The sequence below is a fragment of the Lactobacillus delbrueckii subsp. bulgaricus genome (genome assembly GCF_046938665.1).
Lineage (GTDB): Bacteria > Bacillota > Bacilli > Lactobacillales > Lactobacillaceae > Lactobacillus > Lactobacillus delbrueckii_C.
In genome coordinates, this window is sequence record NZ_JBKZCD010000003.1 from 158,973 (window position 1) to 176,659 (window position 17,687).

The 17,687-nt window shown below is 49.3% G+C and carries 17 protein-coding genes; 7 read left to right on the forward strand and 10 right to left on the reverse strand.

The genetic code is table 11. From position 1 onward, the window contains the following. Positions 1 to 8: 8 nt before the first annotated feature. The 5 genes from ACLUXO_RS03480 to mmuM all read right to left on the reverse strand — a co-directional run bounded on the left by ACLUXO_RS03480 (position 9) and on the right by mmuM (position 3,475). Positions 9 to 1,016, reverse strand: a complete 1,008-nt coding sequence (locus tag ACLUXO_RS03480; protein ID WP_270447205.1) for an asparaginase — start codon at positions 1,014 to 1,016, stop codon at positions 9 to 11. Next, positions 1,006 to 1,458: a MarR family winged helix-turn-helix transcriptional regulator gene (locus tag ACLUXO_RS03485; protein ID WP_050889483.1), complete on the reverse strand. Its 453-nt coding sequence runs from the start codon at positions 1,456 to 1,458 to the stop codon at positions 1,006 to 1,008. Before ACLUXO_RS03485 ends, ACLUXO_RS03480 begins: the two co-directional genes overlap by 11 nt. A 61-nt stretch (positions 1,459 to 1,519) precedes the next feature. After that, the gene (locus ACLUXO_RS03490; RefSeq protein WP_412136325.1) at positions 1,520 to 1,783 is read right to left on the reverse strand and encodes a chorismate mutase; all 264 of its coding nucleotides are present in this window, start codon (positions 1,781 to 1,783) and stop codon (positions 1,520 to 1,522) included. Between the two features lie 242 nt (positions 1,784 to 2,025). Then, entirely contained in the window at positions 2,026 to 2,487 is a 462-nt protein-coding gene (locus ACLUXO_RS03495) for a YbaK/EbsC family protein (RefSeq protein ID WP_412136326.1), read from the reverse strand. A 55-nt stretch (positions 2,488 to 2,542) separates the two neighbouring features. Further along, entirely contained in the window at positions 2,543 to 3,475 is a 933-nt protein-coding gene (gene mmuM, locus ACLUXO_RS03500; protein WP_412136327.1) for a homocysteine S-methyltransferase, read from the reverse strand. A 78-nt stretch (positions 3,476 to 3,553) separates the two neighbouring features. Between mmuM and ACLUXO_RS03505 the strand changes: the two genes are divergently transcribed. The 3 genes from ACLUXO_RS03505 (at position 3,554) to ACLUXO_RS03515 (ending at position 7,417) form a co-directional block, all read left to right on the forward strand. After that, positions 3,554 to 4,948 (forward strand): amino acid permease, encoded by a 1,395-nt coding sequence (locus ACLUXO_RS03505; protein WP_412136328.1) that lies wholly within the window; start codon positions 3,554 to 3,556, stop codon positions 4,946 to 4,948. Positions 4,949 to 5,098: 150 nt separating this feature from the next. Further along, entirely contained in the window at positions 5,099 to 6,058 is a 960-nt protein-coding gene (locus tag ACLUXO_RS03510) for an ATP-binding protein (protein ID WP_412136329.1), read from the forward strand. 93 nt (positions 6,059 to 6,151) lie between these two features. Further along, entirely contained in the window at positions 6,152 to 7,417 is a 1,266-nt protein-coding gene (locus ACLUXO_RS03515; protein ID WP_412136330.1) for a carboxylate--amine ligase, read from the forward strand. A 79-nt stretch (positions 7,418 to 7,496) separates the two neighbouring features. On the opposite strand, the gene ACLUXO_RS03520 is transcribed toward ACLUXO_RS03515, so the two are convergent. The 3 genes from ACLUXO_RS03520 to ACLUXO_RS03530 all read right to left on the reverse strand — a co-directional run bounded on the left by ACLUXO_RS03520 (position 7,497) and on the right by ACLUXO_RS03530 (position 10,718). Continuing rightward, positions 7,497 to 8,261, reverse strand: coding sequence for a nucleoside phosphorylase (locus ACLUXO_RS03520; RefSeq protein ID WP_412136331.1), 765 nt, complete (start codon positions 8,259 to 8,261; stop codon positions 7,497 to 7,499). Positions 8,262 to 8,392: 131 nt separating this feature from the next. Beyond that, complete coding sequence (locus ACLUXO_RS03525; protein ID WP_412136332.1) at positions 8,393 to 9,280, reverse strand: mucin-binding protein; 888 nt, start codon at positions 9,278 to 9,280, stop codon at positions 8,393 to 8,395. A 592-nt stretch (positions 9,281 to 9,872) separates the two neighbouring features. Next, a complete protein-coding gene (locus tag ACLUXO_RS03530; RefSeq protein WP_412136333.1) occupies positions 9,873 to 10,718 on the reverse strand; it encodes a helix-turn-helix domain-containing protein in 846 nt (281 codons plus the stop codon). 95 nt (positions 10,719 to 10,813) lie between these two features. Here ACLUXO_RS03530 and ACLUXO_RS03535 point away from each other — a divergent pair, with 95 nt between their 5' ends. From ACLUXO_RS03535 to ACLUXO_RS03545, 3 genes are all read left to right on the forward strand, one after another. Continuing rightward, positions 10,814 to 12,046 carry an MFS transporter gene (locus ACLUXO_RS03535; RefSeq protein ID WP_412136334.1) on the forward strand — a complete coding sequence of 411 codons (1,233 nt, stop codon included), beginning with the start codon at positions 10,814 to 10,816 and terminating at the stop codon, positions 12,044 to 12,046. A 162-nt stretch (positions 12,047 to 12,208) separates the two neighbouring features. Then, positions 12,209 to 13,213, forward strand: coding sequence for an Rpn family recombination-promoting nuclease/putative transposase (locus ACLUXO_RS03540; protein WP_412136335.1), 1,005 nt, complete (start codon positions 12,209 to 12,211; stop codon positions 13,211 to 13,213). Further along, entirely contained in the window at positions 13,206 to 13,496 is a 291-nt protein-coding gene (locus ACLUXO_RS03545; RefSeq protein ID WP_412136336.1) for a hypothetical protein, read from the forward strand. The genes ACLUXO_RS03540 and ACLUXO_RS03545 overlap by 8 nt, the downstream gene beginning before the upstream one ends. A 53-nt stretch (positions 13,497 to 13,549) precedes the next feature. Here ACLUXO_RS03545 and ACLUXO_RS03550 read toward each other — a convergent pair whose 3' ends face one another. Then, a complete protein-coding gene (locus ACLUXO_RS03550; protein WP_412136337.1) occupies positions 13,550 to 15,022 on the reverse strand; it encodes a glycoside hydrolase family 1 protein in 1,473 nt (490 codons plus the stop codon). 157 nt (positions 15,023 to 15,179) lie between these two features. Between ACLUXO_RS03550 and ACLUXO_RS03555 the strand changes: the two genes are divergently transcribed. Continuing rightward, entirely contained in the window at positions 15,180 to 16,022 is an 843-nt protein-coding gene (locus ACLUXO_RS03555; protein WP_412136338.1) for a helix-turn-helix domain-containing protein, read from the forward strand. Between the two features lie 35 nt (positions 16,023 to 16,057). On the opposite strand, the gene ACLUXO_RS03560 is transcribed toward ACLUXO_RS03555, so the two are convergent. Next, complete coding sequence (locus ACLUXO_RS03560) at positions 16,058 to 17,668, reverse strand: ATP-binding cassette domain-containing protein (RefSeq protein ID WP_412136339.1); 1,611 nt, start codon at positions 17,666 to 17,668, stop codon at positions 16,058 to 16,060. Between the last annotated feature and the right edge of the window lie 19 nt (positions 17,669 to 17,687).

The following is a 17,687-nucleotide window of genomic DNA, read 5'->3' on the forward strand; positions in this document are numbered from 1 at the left end:
ACCGCAGCTTAATCAGTGATAGTTACCTCACCGGCAATATCCTTATTGAAAAAGGCCCGGACGTCCTCCAGGTCCATCCCCTGGCCCAAGGCCCACATCAGCTTGGTTACAGCACTTTCACTGGTCATGTCCCGGCCGCTGATCGCCCCTTCCAGCATAGCCGCCCGGCCAACCTCATACTTGGTCAAGTCAGTCCGTTCATACAAACACTGACTGCAGGCCACCACGGGGACTCCCCGCTTGATGATCTCCCCGATCGCCTTGACCATGTTCCGCCGCATGTAGTTCATGCCGCCGAGGCCATAGGCTTCGATGACGATCCCCTTGACCCCGCTGTCGACCATGGCGGACAAGACCGCCGGGTCAAAGCCTGGGAAAAGCTTGATCATGGCCACCTGGGTCTCCACCTTGGTGTTCAAAGTGCAGATAGCGTGCTCGCTTGGCACGTACTCAAAGTCCTTGTGCTTGATGTCAATGCCGTCTGAAGTCACCATAGCCACCGGGTCAACGTTGATGCTCTTGAAGGCGTCAAAACCAGTCGTCCGGATCTTAACGCAGCGGCAGCCCCGCATGATCTGCCGGTTAAAGGCGATATAGATCCCCGGCTTGCAGGTTGCGGCCGCGGCGAAGGCAACCCGGAGGTTATCTGGTGCATCGCTTAAGATGGCCTGCATGGGTACCTGGCTCCCGGTTAAAACAACGGGCAGGTCAATCCCCTGCAGCATAAAGGTGAGCATAGACGCCGTGTAAGCCATGGTGTCAGTCCCATGGGAGACGACGATACCGTCAAAGCCCCGGCGCAATTTATAAATCTGTTCGGCGATAAAAGCCCACTCTTCCGGCTGGATGTTGGAAGAGTCCAAAGACAAAATGTCCTTGACCTCGACTTCATAAGGCAGGCCGCCCAGGGTATGGAGCAATTCCGCCCCGGACTGGCCCGGGATCAAGCCTTCTTCTGAAGCCACGGACGCGATCGTCCCCCCAGTCGACAGCAGCAATATTTTCTTATTGGTCATCTTTTTCCTCGCATGCTTCCCGATTTTCCTCAGCCAAAAGCTCATACAAACGGTCCAGGTACTTTTCCAGCTGGCTTAGTTCTTGCCGGCTGTAGAGCTGCTCCACCTTTTCCTGCAGCTTGTGCATCCCCTTTTTAGCGCTGGCGCAAATCTGCCGGCCCTCATCCGTCAGGCAGACGATCTTCACCCGCTTGTCACTTTCCGCCAGGTGGCTTCTGACATAGCCCTTGCCTTCCAGGCGGCCGACAATCCCGGCCATGGTGGCCTGGGCCACTTCAAAGTGGTTTTCCAGCTGCTTTAAAGGCGCCTGCTGGCCCGCGCATTTCTCCAGATAAACCAGGCAGTGAAACTGTGAAAAGGTCAGGCCCAGTTTCTTGAGCTCATAGTTGCCCCTTTTGGCCATCAAATCATTGATCTTCTTGACTCTTAACCCTAAATCCATCGTTTCCTCGGCTCCTAATCTACCAACAATACCTAAGAGCCTATTTTACCATTTTTGCCGGTTAAAAGTCCTCTTCCAGCCGCTTGGCCTGGTCCATGATCTCCTGGTAGACCGCCCGCAAGGCCACCTCATATTCCGGCCGTTGAGCTAAATTCGTTACCTTGTCTAACACCTGCTCTTCCCTTTTCGGGTCAAAGACCGCCTGCCCGCTTGCCCGCTTAACCCGGCCAACTTCCATGACCAGGTCGTATCTTTTAACCAGGGCCTTGACCAGGTCTTGGTCGGCCTGGTCGATTTGCTCCCGCAACTTGCTTAAATCTGCCATTGTTTTTTCCTCAAATTTTTTCAATTTTCCAAGATTTTTAAAAAAAGCACCCTTAGTACTTTACGAGATAAAATGAAAGTATTATCATTAAGATGAAAAAATTACGATTAGGTTGAGCGTAACACCAAACGCTGAACTTTATCTGTGGTAAATTGTTATTGTTATCAGTGTAATTTTTCACATCACAGAGAACGCGAACCAGCCGGTTCGCGTTTTTTGTTTCTCTCTATTTTTTATTTTGCTTAAGCTATCTTGGTCACGTCCACCCAGGCCGTGTAGGCGGAGTATTTTTCCAGAGCCGGGATGGTCAAGCGGACAGCGCTGTTGCTTGAGCCAGCTGCCGGGTAGACCTCAGTGTGACGCTTGAGGGACTCGTCTAAGTAGACCTTGACGCCCGGCTTAACGGCAAAGGGGCAAACCCCGCCTGGGGCATGGCCGATATAGTCTTCCACCTGGTCAAAAGGAATCATCTTGGCCTTCTTGTGGAAGGTAGCCTTGTACTTGTGGTTGTCAGTCCTGGCTTCCCCCGCCATAACGACTAAGATCGGGGCATCGTCGACCAAAAAGGACAGGGTCTTGGCGATCTGATCCGGTTCGGTGTCCAGAGCTTGGGCGGCCAAGGCCACGGTGGCTGAAGACGCGGGAAGTTCAATTACATTGACATCAGTATCTTTGAAAAAATCTTTTACTCGTTCAACTGCCATTTTTTAACCTGCTTTCTCTGTTCAAGAAGCTTATTAAGCTAAGATTAGAAATATTTTAAAAAGCAGTATAAACCTTTTTGACCGCGGCGGCAAGCCCAGCGATATCTTCCGGCATCGTCGTGCAGCAGCCCCCGACCAGTTTTGCCCCGGCCGCCAGCCAGTCACTCCCCGCCTGGCCAAAGTCCGCGGCTTCCGGCGGGTAGACCCACTGTTTAACAGAGGGATCGTACTCAGCTCCGGAATTAGGGTAAACGACGATTGGCAATTTAGAAGCGCGGAGATTTTTCACCACATCAACAGTCCAGGCCAGCTTGAAGCAGTTGGCCCCGGCCGCGAAGACCTGGGAATAGGCACTGACTTCCTGGGCCGCTTCAGCTAAAGGCAGGCCCTCGCTGATCGTAGCCGGATCCTTTAAGGAAAAGCTGACGTAGACCGGCAGGTCCGGGTACTTGGCCGCCAGATAGTCCAGAATGGCTCTGACTTCGCTCAGCTTAGGCTGAGTCTCAACCGCCAGGCAGTCCACCCCGCCGGCAACTAATTCTTCAATCCGCGGGGCGTGAAAGTCCACGTATTCTTCATGGCTTAAAGCATAGTCGCCCCGGTATTCACTGCCGTCAGCCAGGTAGGCCCCGTAAGGGCCAACTGAACCAGCCACGAAGTTGTGAATGCCGGTCGCTTTTTCAAAGTCGTCTCTGGCCTTAATGGCCACGGCAGCTGACTCTCTGATTAGGGCGCGAGCCGCGTCCTCACTTAATCCGTGCTTCATGAAGGCCGGCAGGCTGGCCTGGTAGCTGTCGGTGATCGTGACCCGGGCGCCGGCCTTGAAGTACTCCTGGTGGACCCGGTAGACCAGGTCTGGGTTATCCGCGAGGGCCTTGGCCGTCCAGAGGTCGGAATTGGTGTCTTCGCCCCAGGCTTCCAGGGGAGTGGACATGGACCCGTCTAGAGTCACCGGGCCTTGGGCCAAAAGAGTTGCTAAATCTGCCATCGTTTTTTCCTCCATTGTGTGCTATCATGTTACTGTTTATTTTAATAAAAAACTAATCTGTTTTGAAGAGGTATTTTTATGGCTCAACAAGAAAAAGTCGACCACCTCGAGCGGAAGATGGAAGCCCGGCATATTCAGATGATCTCCCTGGGCGGGGTCATCGGGACCGGTCTCTTCTTAAGCTCGGGCTATACCATCAGCCAGGCCGGACCCATCGGCACGATTATCGCCTATTTCTTCGGGGCGATCCTGGTTTACGCCGTCATGCTCTGCCTGGGCGAATTGTCGGTGGCCATGCCCTACACGGGTTCCTTCCACGTTTACGCTAAGAACCTGCTTAATCCAGCCACCGGCTTTACGGTCGCCATTCTCTACTGGCTGACCTGGACTATTGCCCTGGGCAGCGAGTTCACCGCGGCGGGGATTATCATGCAGCACTGGTTCCCCTCTGTCCCCGTCTGGATCTGGAGCCTGGTCTTCATGATTTTGATTTTCCTCTCCAACTTCTTCTCGGTCAAGATTTTCGCGGAAAGCGAGTTTTGGTTCGCGGCTGTCAAGGTAGCGGCGATCGTCGCCTTCATCATCTTAGGGGGACTGGCGGTGGTCGGAGTTATTCCTTTAAAGGGCAGCCAGGGGGCGCCAGGTTTGACCAACCTGACTAAAGATGGCTGGTTCCCGACTGGTTTTGGCGGAGTTTTTACCACTATGCTCACGGTCAACTTTGCCTTCTCGGGGACGGAGCTGATCGGGATCACGGCCGGGGAAGCCAAGGAGCCGGAAAAGACCCTGCCTAAGGCCATCCACACCACCTTATGGCGGCTGATCATCTTCTTTATCGGGTCCATCTTCATCATGGCCTGTCTCATTCCCTACAAGCAAGCCGGCGTTACCGAAAGTCCCTTCGTCCATGTCTTTAACATGATGGGGATTCCTTTCGCCAGCGACTTGATGAACTTCGTCGTTTTGACGGCCATCATCTCTGCCGGCAATTCCGGCCTCTATGCCTCAACCAGAATGCTCTGGTCCCTGGGCAATGAGGGCACTATCCCGGTTGTTTTTGCCAAAACCAACAAAAGAGGGATCCCAGCTATTGCCTTGCTGATAAGTATGCTGGGCGGGGTCTTCTCTCTTCTGACCAGTGTCTACGCGGCTGACACAATCTACCTGGTCCTGGTTTCCATCTCCGGCTTGGCGGTGGTCTTCGTCTGGATGGCGATCGCCCTGTGCCAGCTCAAATTCCGGCAGAAGTGGCTGAAAGAAGGGCATACGGAAGGCGAGCTCAAGTTCAAGACTCCCCTCTATCCTTTCACGCCTTGGTTTGCCTTTATCGCCAGCCTGGCCTCCTGCCTTTTGATCTGGTTTGACCCTTCCCAGAGGGTGGCCTTGTACGCGACGATTCCATTCGTGATCTTCTGCTACGTCGCCCACCATTTCTATGCTAAACACCAGGAGAAAAAGCAGACCAACCTTTAACAAGAGCGCCTTCGGGCGCTTTTCTTTTGGCCTGGGAATCGAATCAAATCAAGTCAATCTAATCAAATCAAATCCAATCACATCATTGACGAGATTGACGAGATTCGCTAAAATATGATTAGATTGCAAGCAGTAAAAAGGAGGCGCGCCATGCTTACGCCAAATGATTCCAGCAGCTTTGAAAACCAGCTTTCTCCCCGCCAGGACTTGACCTTTAACTCCCTGCAGGCCCTTTTTGACCAGCAGGGTCTCCCCTTTACCCCGCCGTCCAGCCAGTTCGGCATCCTCCAGTTCAGCAATTTCGACCTCCTGGTCTCTGACCAGTGCCCTTACACGATCAAGTGCGCTGTTTTTAAGGGGACGGACCAGGACGAATTCCTGGACCGGCAGGAGTTTACCGGGTCCCTGGCGGCCCAATTCCAGCAGGTCTACGCTTTTTTAGAAAAGCACAACCCAGTAGAAAGCCAGATCAAGGGCCTTTACCGGGAAGACCGGCCGGCCTATCCCAAGCAGGCCTTAAGGGAAGCACTAATGAACGCAATTATCCACAGGGACTACAGCAATCCAGCCAGCAGCTTGATCAACTTATACACAGACCGGGTGGAATTCATTTCTTTTGGCGGCCTCATGCCCGGGATTACCCTGGAAGACATCCAGCTGGGCCTGTCAGTTTGCCGGAACAAGCGCTTGGCCGACCTCTTTTACCAGCTGAAGCTGGTGGAATCCTACGGAACGGGGTTAGCCAGAATCAAGAGTGCCTACAAGGGCAGCCGCTTAGAGCCCCAGATTTTAGCCGCTCCCAGCTCTTTTAAGGTGGTCCTGCCCCATTACCAGGCGGCTGTCAAAGCGGCCCCTAAGCCAGTCAAAAAGGCGCTTGCGCTTGCTCCTAGCCCGGCTCCCAACCCAAAGGCTCGGGCAACTGGCAATGAAGAAGCCGTTTTGGCTTTTGGCAAAGAGCATGGGGAATTTATCAGAAGCGATATTGAGGAGCTCTTAGGAGTCAGCCCAGCTACGGCGACCCGGCTCTTGCGGCAGATGGAAAACAGCGGCTTGGTTCTCAAGCGGGGCAAGGCAAAGGCCATCCGCTACCGGATCAGCGAAAATTCATAAGCAAACAGTTCAGTTTCTGCCTAAACGTGCTAACATAGGTAGGGACTTTTTTCATCCAAAAAATTACAATCCAATAGAAATCTGGCAACAATCATGCAACAATTTACTCCGATTCTTTTAGGCAGCGACATCAACGTTTACGGGATGGCCCGGTCCTTCCATGAGGCTTACGGGATCAAGGTCCAGGCCTGGGGCGCGTCCACTTTAGCCCCGACCCGGTATTCAAAGATCGTTGACATCGAGGTTCACCCGGGCTTTACTGAAGACCCGGAATTCATCAAGGTCATGCGCGAGAAGATCAAGGAATACAAGAAGCACCCAGAACCGGTGATCTTGATCTCTTGCGGGGACGGCTACTCAGAACTTTTGGCCAAGCACAAGCAGGAGCTGGAGGAGGCCTTCATCGTTCCTTATATCGACTATGACCTTTTGGAGAAGCTGATCTCTAAGGAGGGCTTCTACGAGGTCTGTGAAGAATACGGCCTGCCTTACCCAAAGACCAAGATCATCACTATGGCCGCTTACAAGGATGGTTCTTACGCCGACGTGCCTTTCCCCTTCCCAGTCGCTTTAAAGCCGGAGGACCCGGTTTCCTGGCTGGACGTGCAGTTTGAAGGGCGGAAGAAGGCTTTTGTCATTAAAGACCTGGCTGAATTCAAGGATATTGTGGGCAAGATCTACACGAACGGCTATAAAGCGGACTTGATTTTGCAAGACTTCATCCCGGGCGATGACTCCAACATGCGGGTCTTGAACGCTTATGTGGATAAGAATCACAAGGTTAAGATGATGTGCCTGGGCCACCCCCTCTTGGAAGACCCGGACCCGATCGCTATTGGCAACTACATGGTGATCGCGCCGGACTATGACGAAAAGCTCTACCAGACCGTCCAGGCCTTTTTGGAAAAGATCAACTACACGGGCATGGCCAACTTTGACATCAAGTACGACGTCCGCGACGGCCAGTACAAGTTCTTTGAGATCAATCTCCGCCAAGGCCGGTCCAGCTTCTACGTCACTTTGAACGGCTATAACCTGGCCAAGTGGTATGTGGAAGACTATGTGGAAGACTCGCTTAAGGACCAGCCGGTTGTTTACGGCAACCAGGATCCGGCCAAGCACAAGCTCTGGTTAGGCGTGCCGGCCAAGATTTTTGAACAATACGCGGTCGACTCCCTGGCCAAAAAGGAAGCCTTGGCGCTTCTCCGGGCCGGCAAGGTAGGCACCACGGTCTTCTATAAGCCGGACATGAACGTCAAGCGCTGGCTCTTGATGAAGCACATGTACCACAACTACTACAAGGATTACCAGAAGTACTTCAAGGTTAATAAGGAGCAGTACTTCGAAAAGCAGAAGTAAGAGACATAAACTTATGCACAGCAAAAAGAGGAAGCTCACGGGAGTTTCCTCTTTTTTGCGTACTATTTTTCTGCCCTGTTTAAAAGTTGTGGATAATCGGCAGGCAGATGTGCAGGGCTTTGGCCTGGGAGGCCTGACCCCAGTCGCGGTCATCATGCGCCTCCACGTTAGCCAGGGAATCAGCCGTGTAGAGGAGCTGGCCGAATTCAGCACCCCGTTTAGCGGCAACAGCGGCCATTGAGGCGCACTCCATCTCTACCACCTGGCAACCTTCCCCGCGCCGGTATTCGACCATGTCCTGGGTTTCCCGGAAAAAGCCGTCAGTCGTCCAGGTCGTGCAGGGCTCAAAGGGCAGTCCCTGCTCTTTTAAGCCTTGGCCAATTTTTTGAGCAGCTACCGGATCAAGGTCCACATAGCGGCTGGCCGGCAGGTACTTGTAGGAAGTGCCTTCATCTCTTAAAGCCCGGGTCGGGATCAAGAAGTCGTTTTCCTTGATGTCCACCAAGGTCCCGCAGGAGCCAACGGCCAGAAACTTCCGGCAGCCAAGGGCGATCAAGGCATCCATGAACTGGGCGGCAGCGGGACCGCCTAATGGTGCCCGGCATAAGCACAGCTGCTCACCTTGGTTCTCAATAATATAGATCGGCCGCAGGCGGTCAATCGTGATAAAGTGGTCGGCCACAGTTGCCTTAACCTGCTCGGCATACTTATCGACTTCGTCCCCTAAGAAGGCAAAGAGGCATTTTTCCGGCAGCCTTACGCCTTCATTATCATGGCCCGGCTTCAGAACTTCCTGGGAAACCGGATCATATTCCAAAATCGGCAATTCGTTTTTCTCGATCATAATCTAGTCCTTTCCAGTTTAAGCAAGTTAAAGTATAGCAAATTACTGCTCCCCTGGACAAAAGAAAGGAGTCAGTTCCGGTTTGGAACTGGCTCCTTTTTGATGCAGAGAATTATATGGAATAGTGTGCTTTAAGCGTGGAATTCGATTACTACGCAGACCATAGCATTGCTGCCGCTGCCGTAGTGGCCTACGCCGATATAGGCGGTGTGGTTGCCAGAGTCGACCATCATCGTGTAGTGTTCGTAAGTACCGCTGATGTTGGTGATGTTCTTTCTGGTCTTCTTAACGACGATGGCTTGGTAGTCATCCTTTTCAGCCTGCATGTTTTCAGTGAAAGTGCTGGTCAGGCTGGACTTCATTTCAGCCGTAGCGTCGCCGCTTTGCGCGTTGTAGTAGCAAGCGTGCAGGGTTTCGCCGCCGTGGTAGATGATCTTGCCGTTAACGATTGGGTAGGTGTTGAGGTAGCTTGGCAGGGAGTTGTAGCCGGAGTGGTCGTAAGTCCCGGTAGTCACGTATTGCTTTGCCTTTTCAGTAGCCCGCTTGTCAAGAACGGCGTTGTACTTGGAGCTCATCTTGACTGCCTTGACCCCGGCCTTAGCCCGGAAGCTGTTGACTACGTTCAGGGCTGCCTGACGGAGTTGGCTTTGGCTGCTCAGGCTGTTGTCGGTGCTGGCCTTAACAGCTGCCTTCTCGGTGTTGTTAGCCTTGTAGGTGATGTTAACCGTCTTGTTCTTGGTCTTTGAGGTTACCTTGGCTGCCTTGACAGTCTTGGTGCTGGCCTTGTAGCCGGAAACTGACGGAGCCTTGTAAGACTTCCATTTAGAAGTAGTCCACTTGCGGCCCTTCTTCTTTAAAGTAGCAGTCTGCTTAACCTGGGTGTATTTGCCTGGCTTGTAAACCTTGATGGTCCGGGTAACCTTCTTGGTAGTGGTCTTAGCGTAAACCGGATTCGTGGTCGTGGTTGCCAGCCCGATGAGGGCGGCCAGAGCTGCTAAAACTGTGATTTGCTTTCTCATAATAGATCACCTATTCCTGCTTAATCTCTGCTATTAGTTATCTCTTATCTTTCAACTAGAATTATAACAGGGTTTTAGGTGAAAAGGTATAGTTTCTCGGTGATTTTTATAAGCTTTTGCTTATCGATAGAAGAAGCCGTCTTCTCCAGCACTGTACAAATATCTATAAGTGTTGATTTATCAAGCTTTTTCTGCGTTCTGTCATTTGATCGGCTGGAACAGTTGATATTTAGCCAATGTAAAGGGATGCAGAGCCGCTTTTTAAATATTTCTAATTGCTTTTAACTTATCAAAAACACCACACTTCACTAGCAAAAATCTCGTTCGCCGTTTCTATCTGATTTTTTCTATAAGTTTTATCTTAAAAAGTCCTCTAGCATAATTCTTATAACTATAAGTTTGCATCTATTACACAAAGATAATATCACCTAGGTAATAAATCACATTTTTGATTCGCGAAAACTTATTATCGCAATCTTCTGCCGCTTTCTTTTGACGAAAAAATAGGCCGCTGCTTATTTTATTAAGCAACAGCCTGTAGCAACTATTTTTTGCAATTAAAAAGCTGCCTAGCCTTAGCTAAGCAGCTTTCTCACATATGTTCCTGTAAAAACTTCTCAACTTCCTGCCCGTACTCCGGCATCCCCAGCAGGTAGCAGTTTCTGACGGCCAGCCGGCAATATTCCAGTCTTTCTTCCTTAGAGTCAGCCTGGTAAGCCAGCAGATTTTCAAAAAACAGCAGGGAGTTCTTGTAGAAAAACAGCTCCGGCCTGGTCGGAATCTGCTTGCCGGCCTCAATAAAGTACTCCGCCCCGCTAGACTGCCGCAGATCCGCAAAATCAGACAAGAGATTGGCGATGATCGCCAATAGCGCGACCTGGATATCCACATCCCTCGTTTGCCGGTACTTTTCCACAATTTGCCGGCTGAGATAACGGTTGCTGTCCAAGTCATAGAAATCCATGAAATTACAGTAGAGCATCAGCTTCTTTTTATCAAAGCTGGCAATATTAAAAATCTTCTCCTTAATCCTCTGCCGCAGGGCTTCGTCACCGTCTTTATCGTCTTTCACCGTTTCCATCCAGCCGGCCACGATCAAAAGCTGTTCCTCCTTATCCGGGAAATTGCTGGCTTGCACCTCTTGAAATAGTTCCTGGAAATCGGCTTGGCTGCCGTGGTAATAAGCCTGCATCAGCCGGGCCCGGAGGTCTTTTTCCCACTTCTTCTGCCGGCCGGCTTCTCCCTCCAGCTGGCTGAAAAATTCCCACAAAGGAATCTGGTTTGCCTCCAGCAGCTGCAAAAGGTCTTCCGCGCTGATCCGGTTCAAGCCCTTCTCAACTTTTGAGTAAAAAGAAGGACTAATCACCTCTCCCGCCCATGCCTTCTGCGTCTTTCCCTGCTCCAAGCGGCATTTTTGCAATAATTCCCCGATTTCCATCTTTTCCCTCCAAAGTCAAATATGCCATTTTCCGTTGGCCAGCCGCCAGTCCCCTATCATTGGTAAAAAATCTATTTACGAAAGCTGGTTCAACGATGAATTCTTTTCTCAAAAATCAAAATTTCCGCCGCTTCGCTACAGGCGGTCTCTTATCTGCCACTGGCGATGTCTTCTTCTACCTTGCCTTCATGACTTATGCCAGTCAGCTGCGCAATTACTCCCTGGCTATCTCATTGATCGCCATTTCTGAAGCCGTGCCCAAATTTTTGGAAATCTTTGCCGGCTACCTGGCTGACAAGACCCGGCACAAGTTCCGCAATATCGTACTGACCGCGCTTTTCCGCTGCCTTTTCTATGCCCTGGCCGCCCTGCTTCTAGCTTCTAAAGCTGACCAATGGAAGCTCCTGCTGGCTATCATCACCATCAACTTTTTGTCCGACCTTTGCGGCTCCTACTCTTCAGGGCTCATAGTTCCGCTTGTAGTCGACCTGGTCGGAGAAGATGACTTTGGGGAAGCTGAGGGCTTTGTCAGCGGCTGCAAGCAGATCATCGACATTCTGGCCCAGTTTGCCGGAGCAGGCCTCATTTTGGTCCTTTCCTACGCTGCTTTAGCCTGGATCAACTCCTTGACCTTTTTGCTTGCCGCCATCCTTTTTGCTTTAGTTGGCCGGAAAGCCGCCCCGGTTCAAGCCGAAACAGCTGAAACTCCAGCTTTTTGGCCAGCCATGCGGCAGGCTTACCAGCAAGCCAAAAAGCAGATGGGACTCTTAAGCGTCGTTCTTGTATTGGCGGTAATCAACGCTTCTTTAACCGCAATTGAACCCCTGTTTTCAATCACTCTGGCTGCGCATAAAAGCAGCATGGTCATCTCCAGCTACAGCTTCACCCTGGCTCTAACCAATGTGGCTGCGGCAATTGGCGCGGCTAGCGGGAGCATTTTTGGTCAAAAAGTATTCCGCTCTGTCAACATTTTCCCTTTAGCTAGCTGGACTGCTTTATGCAGCTTACTGACAACACTGAGTCTGTTTTGCCAAAACAGCTGGCTGACTGCTCTTCTTTTCGGGCTCTTGGCCGCTTTAGCCAGTGCCGTTTCCATCAAAATGACCCAATGGCTGGTAACCAGCATTGACCGACAGATTTTGGCTTCAACCGTTGGCCTGCTGAACACTATCTTAATGGCTGCTAGTCCCTTAATCACCACTCTGATCACAAGCATTTCCAGTCTTAGCCTGGCCTGGGCAATTATCAGCCTGCTGGCCTTGGAAGTCGCTGCATTAGCAGTCTTGCTAGTCCTCAACCAGCGGCAATTATTTAAAATCTCTGCATAACAGGTGTCCATTAACTTGGACGCCTTTTTATATTTCTCGTCTCTTTAGCCATTAATTATATCGTAAAAGTAAAAGTGTAATCTAAAAAAATAAAAATTTTTGCCCTTTTTCTTGTATTAGTAAGTGGAGGGAAAAATTGCCCCTCCTAGTTAAGGAGGAACCATGACAAAAAAACATTCAAACCAGCCTCATGGCACCAATGACCTGGTTGAAAAAATTCTACTGGACAAGAATGAAGTGTTCGCTGACGTATTGAACGGCTTCATCTTCAATGGCCAGCAAGTCATCAAGCCTAAGATGCTGGCAAATACCAATACGCTTAGCTACTACAAGGCTAACGGGAAGATTCACAGCCAGGACCGGGACGTGGCCAAGCTGCTGACGATCGGCAAGAAGAAAGTCGTCATCTCGCTGGTCGGCATTGAGAACCAGACCCGGCCAGACAAGAATATGCCGGCCCGGGTGATGAACTACGATGCCGCGGCTTACCGCTACCAGCTAACTAAGAGCAAAAATCTCTACCCCGTGCTCACGCTGGTGGTATACTACGGGAAAGAAGCTTGGAACTACAGCCGGAATTTGCTGGGAAGCGTCAATATGAAGAAGCTGCCCGAGGAAATGCGGCCACTGATCAGCGATTATGAGATCAAGGCTTTTTACCGGATCAGCGACTTGTCAGCAAAAGAGCTGGATCAGCGCTTTAAGAGCGCCTTCTTCTGCTTAGCGGAATACTTCATCCAGACCAATGCTGGTGAAGAATACCACCCAAGCGCCAAAGAGCTGTCAGTAGAAGACATCATGCTTCTTTTGGACATGATGAATGCCCTGTCGGGCACGCATGCTTTTGACGAGTTAATCAAGGAATTGGAAAAAAGAGATAAGAACGAGGTGACTACCATGACTGAAGTAATGCCACAATTTATCCAGGTCAAGCTTGACCGGGCCAAGAAGGAAACCACTGACGAAGTGACTGCAAAGGTAACCGAAAAAGTCACTAAAGAAGTGACTAAAGAAACGACTGAGAAGGTGACTAGAGACCACCTAATCAACATTTTGAACACCACCAACTTAACTCCAGACGGAGCCATGGACCTTCTGGGCATCCCCGAGGCAGACCGCCCTATGTACAAGGACCTGCTCAAGAAAACAGGTGACTACCATGACTGAAGTAATGCCACAATTTATTCAGGTCAAGCTTGACCGGGCCAAGAAGGAAACCACTGACGAAGTGACTGCAAAGGTAACCGAAAAAGTGACTAAAGAAGTTACTAAAGAAGTGACTAGAGAAGTGACTAGAGAAGTGACTAAAGAAACGACTGAGAAGGTGACTAGAGACCACCTAATCAATATTTTGAACACTACCAACTTAACTCCAGACGGAGCCATGGACCTTCTGGGCATCCCCGAGGCAGACCGGGCCATGTACAAAGACCTGCTCAAGAAAAAGTAAGCAGCAAAAAAGCGGACAAGGCAAACTTGTCCGCTTTTCTTACGCTTTAGTTTTTATAATTCATCGCCGTTTGAAGCGATAACCTTTTGGTACCAGTAGTATGAATCCTTAGGCAGGCGCTTAAGCGTACCTTCGCCCTTGTCATCACGGTCAACGTAGATGAAGCCATACCGCTTGGACATTTGACCAGTTCCGGCAGAAACGCAGTCAATGCAGCCCCAAGTCGTGTAGGCAAGCAGGTCAACCCCATGTTCAACTGCCTTGTCCATCGCCTTAATGTGCTTTCTCAAGTAGTCAATCCGGTAATCGTCATGAACAGTACCATCTTCCAGCTTATCAACGGCACCAAGACCATTTTCCACCACCATCATTGGGATGCCATAACGGTCATACATCTTTTCCAAGTACAGTTGCAAGCCGTCTGGGTCAGTTGACCAGCCCCATTCAGAGTATTCAAGATATGGGTTCTTAGCGCCAGCAGCGAAGTTGCCCTTAGCCTTTTCGCCAACATCATGGGTGGTAACCATGTTTGACATGTAGTATGAGAAGGTGTACATGTCAACTTTACCTTCCTTCATGACTTCAAGGTCGCCATCTTCAATCTTCAAATGAACATTGTGTTCATCCCATAAGCGCTTGGCAAAACTTGGATACTCACCCTTAGCTTGCGCGTCAGCACAGTAAAGCTGGCTCAATTCTTCTTCATAGCGGGCAGCCAAAGCATCCTTTGGGTCAGGGGTGCCTGGGTAGTAAACAGAACCGGCAATCATGTTCCCGATCATGAAGTCCGGGTTGATCTTGTGGCCTGCAACAACTGCCTTAGCAGAAGCAACGAATTGGTGGTGCAGCTTTTGATAAGCCTTTTGGTAATCTTCATCAGATGCCTTGCCACCGCCCACCAGCTTCAAGAACATCAAGGATGAGTTGATTTCGTTGAAGGTCAGCCAGTACTTAACCAGGTCCTTGTATTCCTTGAACAAGGTCGTCGCGTACTTAACGTAGAGGTCAATCATCTTGCGGTCTTGCCAGTCGTTGTACTTTTCACCTAAAGCCAATGGGTCTTCATAGTGGGAAATCGTAACTAATGGTTCAATCCCGTTCTTCTTCAGTTCTTCAAAGACTCTGCGGTAGAAGTCCAGCCCTGCTTGGTTTGGCTTGTCTTCTTCACCGGTTGGGAAAATCCGCGTCCAGGCAATGGAGGTTCTGAATACCTTAAAGCCCATGTCCGCGAACATCTTGATGTCTTCCTTGTAGTGATGGTAAAAATCGATCGCTACATGGTTCGGGTAGTATTCATTGTCAAAAATCTTCCCCTTAGCGCCCTTTGGCAAGGAGCTGGCGAACATCCCAGCTACTTTGCCATCCTTGCCATCCAAGGTGTAAGTCAAATAACGCGGGCTTTCCAAGGAGCCAGCCGTGGTAATGTCAGTCACTGACAAGCCCTTGCCGCCTTCATTGTATCCACCTTCAACTTGGTTAGCAGCTACCGCGCCGCCCCACAAAAAGTCTTTTCTAAAATGAGCCATTATTTTTTCCTCCTAAATTGTAAGTTCAGGTTTATTCGTCTAAATTAGTTGTAGCAACAAGCTATTTTCGCTTACAAACAGTATGGTATCATATGGGAAAGCGATTACGCCCCATTTCTTAAAGCACTTAGGGACGATTCATAAAGGAGAAAAGAACATGCCCATTGCTTACGAAGAGGTCGACAATCTCGCCCGCCTCCCCTTCAAATTTTTCAAAAGATCAAATTACGCTCCCAAAGCTCCCACTCACTGGCATACCGGAATCGAAATCGATTATTTGGTATCTGGGGAAGACTTCAAGGTTGTCATTGCTGGCCAGACCCACCATTATAATTCCGGCGATATCTGGGCTATTGACCGCTCACAGATTCATGCCGCGACGGGGCACAAAGACCGGTCTTATTATGTAATGGGAATGATTATTGACAATAATTTTTTAGAAAAAGAATATCCTTCCAGTAAAAATTGGCGGATCAAAATGGAGCATATTAGCCGCGATACAGCCAGCTACCGGCAGTTAAGAAAAAACTTGATCACCATCGCTGAACTCGTCGACCATCCGATCAGTGACAGTATCCGCTTTTTAATTTTGAGCGAATTTTTTCAAATGATTGCCCTGATCGACAGCGAATATACTGAAAAAACGGACATCACAACGCCGCCAAACCAATCTTTGGCTGACACAGTGATCGCCTATATTGCCAATAACTCTTCCACCAATATCACGGCACAGAGCATTGCTGAACATTTTAGAATTTCACAAGTGACTTTAAATAAAGAATTGAGCCAAGTGACTAAACTTCCTTTAGGCAAATACTTAAAACAAGTCCGGCTCATGCATGCCAGATACCTCTTGCTGAGTACAAATTATTCCGTCGCCTATATTGCCAATTACTGCGGCTTTTCTTCAGCCAAAGTTTTAGAACGTAATTTTAAAGCCTGGAAAAAAATGACCCCCAGCCAATATCGCAAAGCTTTTAGCAAATATTTCAATGAATGAAAAAAACGGACAAGCCAAACTTGCCCGCTTTTTCTTTAACCTGCAGTACTGCTCAAATGAATCTCCCGATCAAATAACTGCCGCATCTCTTCAGTCAAGTTGTGCGCGATAAAAACAATCGTTGCATCGGTTTGCAGCAGATTCTGCAGAATTTCCAAGCCATTGTGTGCATCGATGGCTGAAGTGCCTTCATCAATGAAAATCAGTTGACTGTCATGGATTTGTGCTCTAGCCAAAACCACTTTTTGCCGCTGGCCGCCAGACAGGGTATGCTTGCCTTGATCGAGTTCTGTATCTACTCCTGCCGGGAATTTAGCCAGATCATTTTCCAAATTCACCTGCTTAACAAAATGCATTACCCGGTCATTCAGCTTGGAGTTGAACATCGTAATGTTTTCCTTGATTGTACCCGGAAAGAGAACCGGATCTTGCGGAACATAACCGATTTGAGATAGGTCTGGCCGTTCAATTTCTTGCCCGGCTTCGTTTTTAAAACAAATCTTTCCAGTCGCCAATGGCAACTCCTGCAGGATCAGTTTAAAAAGCGATGATTTTCCAGTCCCGCTGTCACCTGACAATAAGATTTTTTCTCCCCGCTTGATTTGAAAATCCGGATAAGTAATTTTTTCCTCATTACTAAAAGCTACAGACAAGTCCTGAACTGACAATGACTGAAAATGGTCCAAACTTTCAGTCTTTTCTAAGTGGTCGGTCTGAACTGCAAGCTGCTTTCTGAGCTTGGCGTTTAAAGTCTTGCTTGACTGCAAAACAGTATATTGGTTGACCACAACTCCCAATTCAGTAAAAATCGTGCTGGCAAAGTTGCCAATGCTAAAGAAGACACCAAAATTCATCCGGCCAGTAATAATCAAGACACCTGAAACGAGCAAAATTAAAGCCTGGGACAAGACGTTTGCGGCATTGTTAACGCCGCTGGCAAATTGCATCCGCCCGGACCGCCTAACATTAGCATCTTCAAGTTGCTTTCCTTGAGCAGTCGTCACTGCCAAAAGCTTCTGCTTGACGTGATATCTCTGCAAAACGCTCAAACCACTAAACCATTTTTCCAGCATATCGAGATAGTGCTTGTTTTCATTAGAAATATCATCCGTAGCCTTTTGCAAAGCTGGAGATAAAAATCGTGGCATGAAAAACATCAAGACTGCAAGGGCCAGAATTACCAGCAATAAAAGCCAGCTGTAGGTAAAGACGATGATTGAGGAAAGGACTACATCCAATCCACAAGCAGCAATTTTCAGCCATGGAGCCAGGAAATTTTCACCCAGCATGTTTAAATCTTGGGTCAAACTGTTCTGAACGCTAGAAACTTTTGCTGCCTTGTTACCACTGTTGTAGATTTTTTCCACTTCAGCAGACCGAAGTTTGTGGAAATACTCCTGAGTCTGTTTATCATACAAGTAATTGGCTCTATAAGACAGGCTGCTGCCGATGGAATCAACCACAACATTGATCCCGATAATTGACACGAAAAGCAGCAGGTTTCCTTTGCGCAAGCTGTCCCCCAGCAGCGTTAGCAAAGCATTGTTGCCGGCAAGAAGCGCGCTGCCGCCAATAACTAAAAGAATGATTGTGATAAACCTAACCCGGTTACCCTTGATAAAATCTGAATAATACAAAACACTCACGACCTTTTTAAAATTCTCC

Coding starts and splice junctions, on each gene's coding strand:
- ACLUXO_RS03480 (WP_270447205.1), bottom strand. CDS start 1,016: ATGACCAATAAGAAAATATTGCTGCTGTCGACTGGGGGGACGATCGCG.
- ACLUXO_RS03485 (WP_050889483.1), bottom strand. CDS start 1,458: ATGGATTTAGGGTTAAGAGTCAAGAAGATCAATGATTTGATGGCCAAA.
- ACLUXO_RS03490 (WP_412136325.1), bottom strand. CDS start 1,783: ATGGCAGATTTAAGCAAGTTGCGGGAGCAAATCGACCAGGCCGACCAA.
- ACLUXO_RS03495 (WP_412136326.1), bottom strand. CDS start 2,487: ATGGCAGTTGAACGAGTAAAAGATTTTTTCAAAGATACTGATGTCAAT.
- mmuM (WP_412136327.1), bottom strand. CDS start 3,475: ATGGCAGATTTAGCAACTCTTTTGGCCCAAGGCCCGGTGACTCTAGAC.
- ACLUXO_RS03505 (WP_412136328.1), top strand. CDS start 3,554: ATGGCTCAACAAGAAAAAGTCGACCACCTCGAGCGGAAGATGGAAGCC.
- ACLUXO_RS03510 (WP_412136329.1), top strand. CDS start 5,099: ATGCTTACGCCAAATGATTCCAGCAGCTTTGAAAACCAGCTTTCTCCC.
- ACLUXO_RS03515 (WP_412136330.1), top strand. CDS start 6,152: ATGCAACAATTTACTCCGATTCTTTTAGGCAGCGACATCAACGTTTAC.
- ACLUXO_RS03520 (WP_412136331.1), bottom strand. CDS start 8,261: ATGATCGAGAAAAACGAATTGCCGATTTTGGAATATGATCCGGTTTCC.
- ACLUXO_RS03525 (WP_412136332.1), bottom strand. CDS start 9,280: ATGAGAAAGCAAATCACAGTTTTAGCAGCTCTGGCCGCCCTCATCGGG.
- ACLUXO_RS03530 (WP_412136333.1), bottom strand. CDS start 10,718: ATGGAAATCGGGGAATTATTGCAAAAATGCCGCTTGGAGCAGGGAAAG.
- ACLUXO_RS03535 (WP_412136334.1), top strand. CDS start 10,814: ATGAATTCTTTTCTCAAAAATCAAAATTTCCGCCGCTTCGCTACAGGC.
- ACLUXO_RS03540 (WP_412136335.1), top strand. CDS start 12,209: ATGACAAAAAAACATTCAAACCAGCCTCATGGCACCAATGACCTGGTT.
- ACLUXO_RS03545 (WP_412136336.1), top strand. CDS start 13,206: ATGACTGAAGTAATGCCACAATTTATTCAGGTCAAGCTTGACCGGGCC.
- ACLUXO_RS03550 (WP_412136337.1), bottom strand. CDS start 15,022: ATGGCTCATTTTAGAAAAGACTTTTTGTGGGGCGGCGCGGTAGCTGCT.
- ACLUXO_RS03555 (WP_412136338.1), top strand. CDS start 15,180: ATGCCCATTGCTTACGAAGAGGTCGACAATCTCGCCCGCCTCCCCTTC.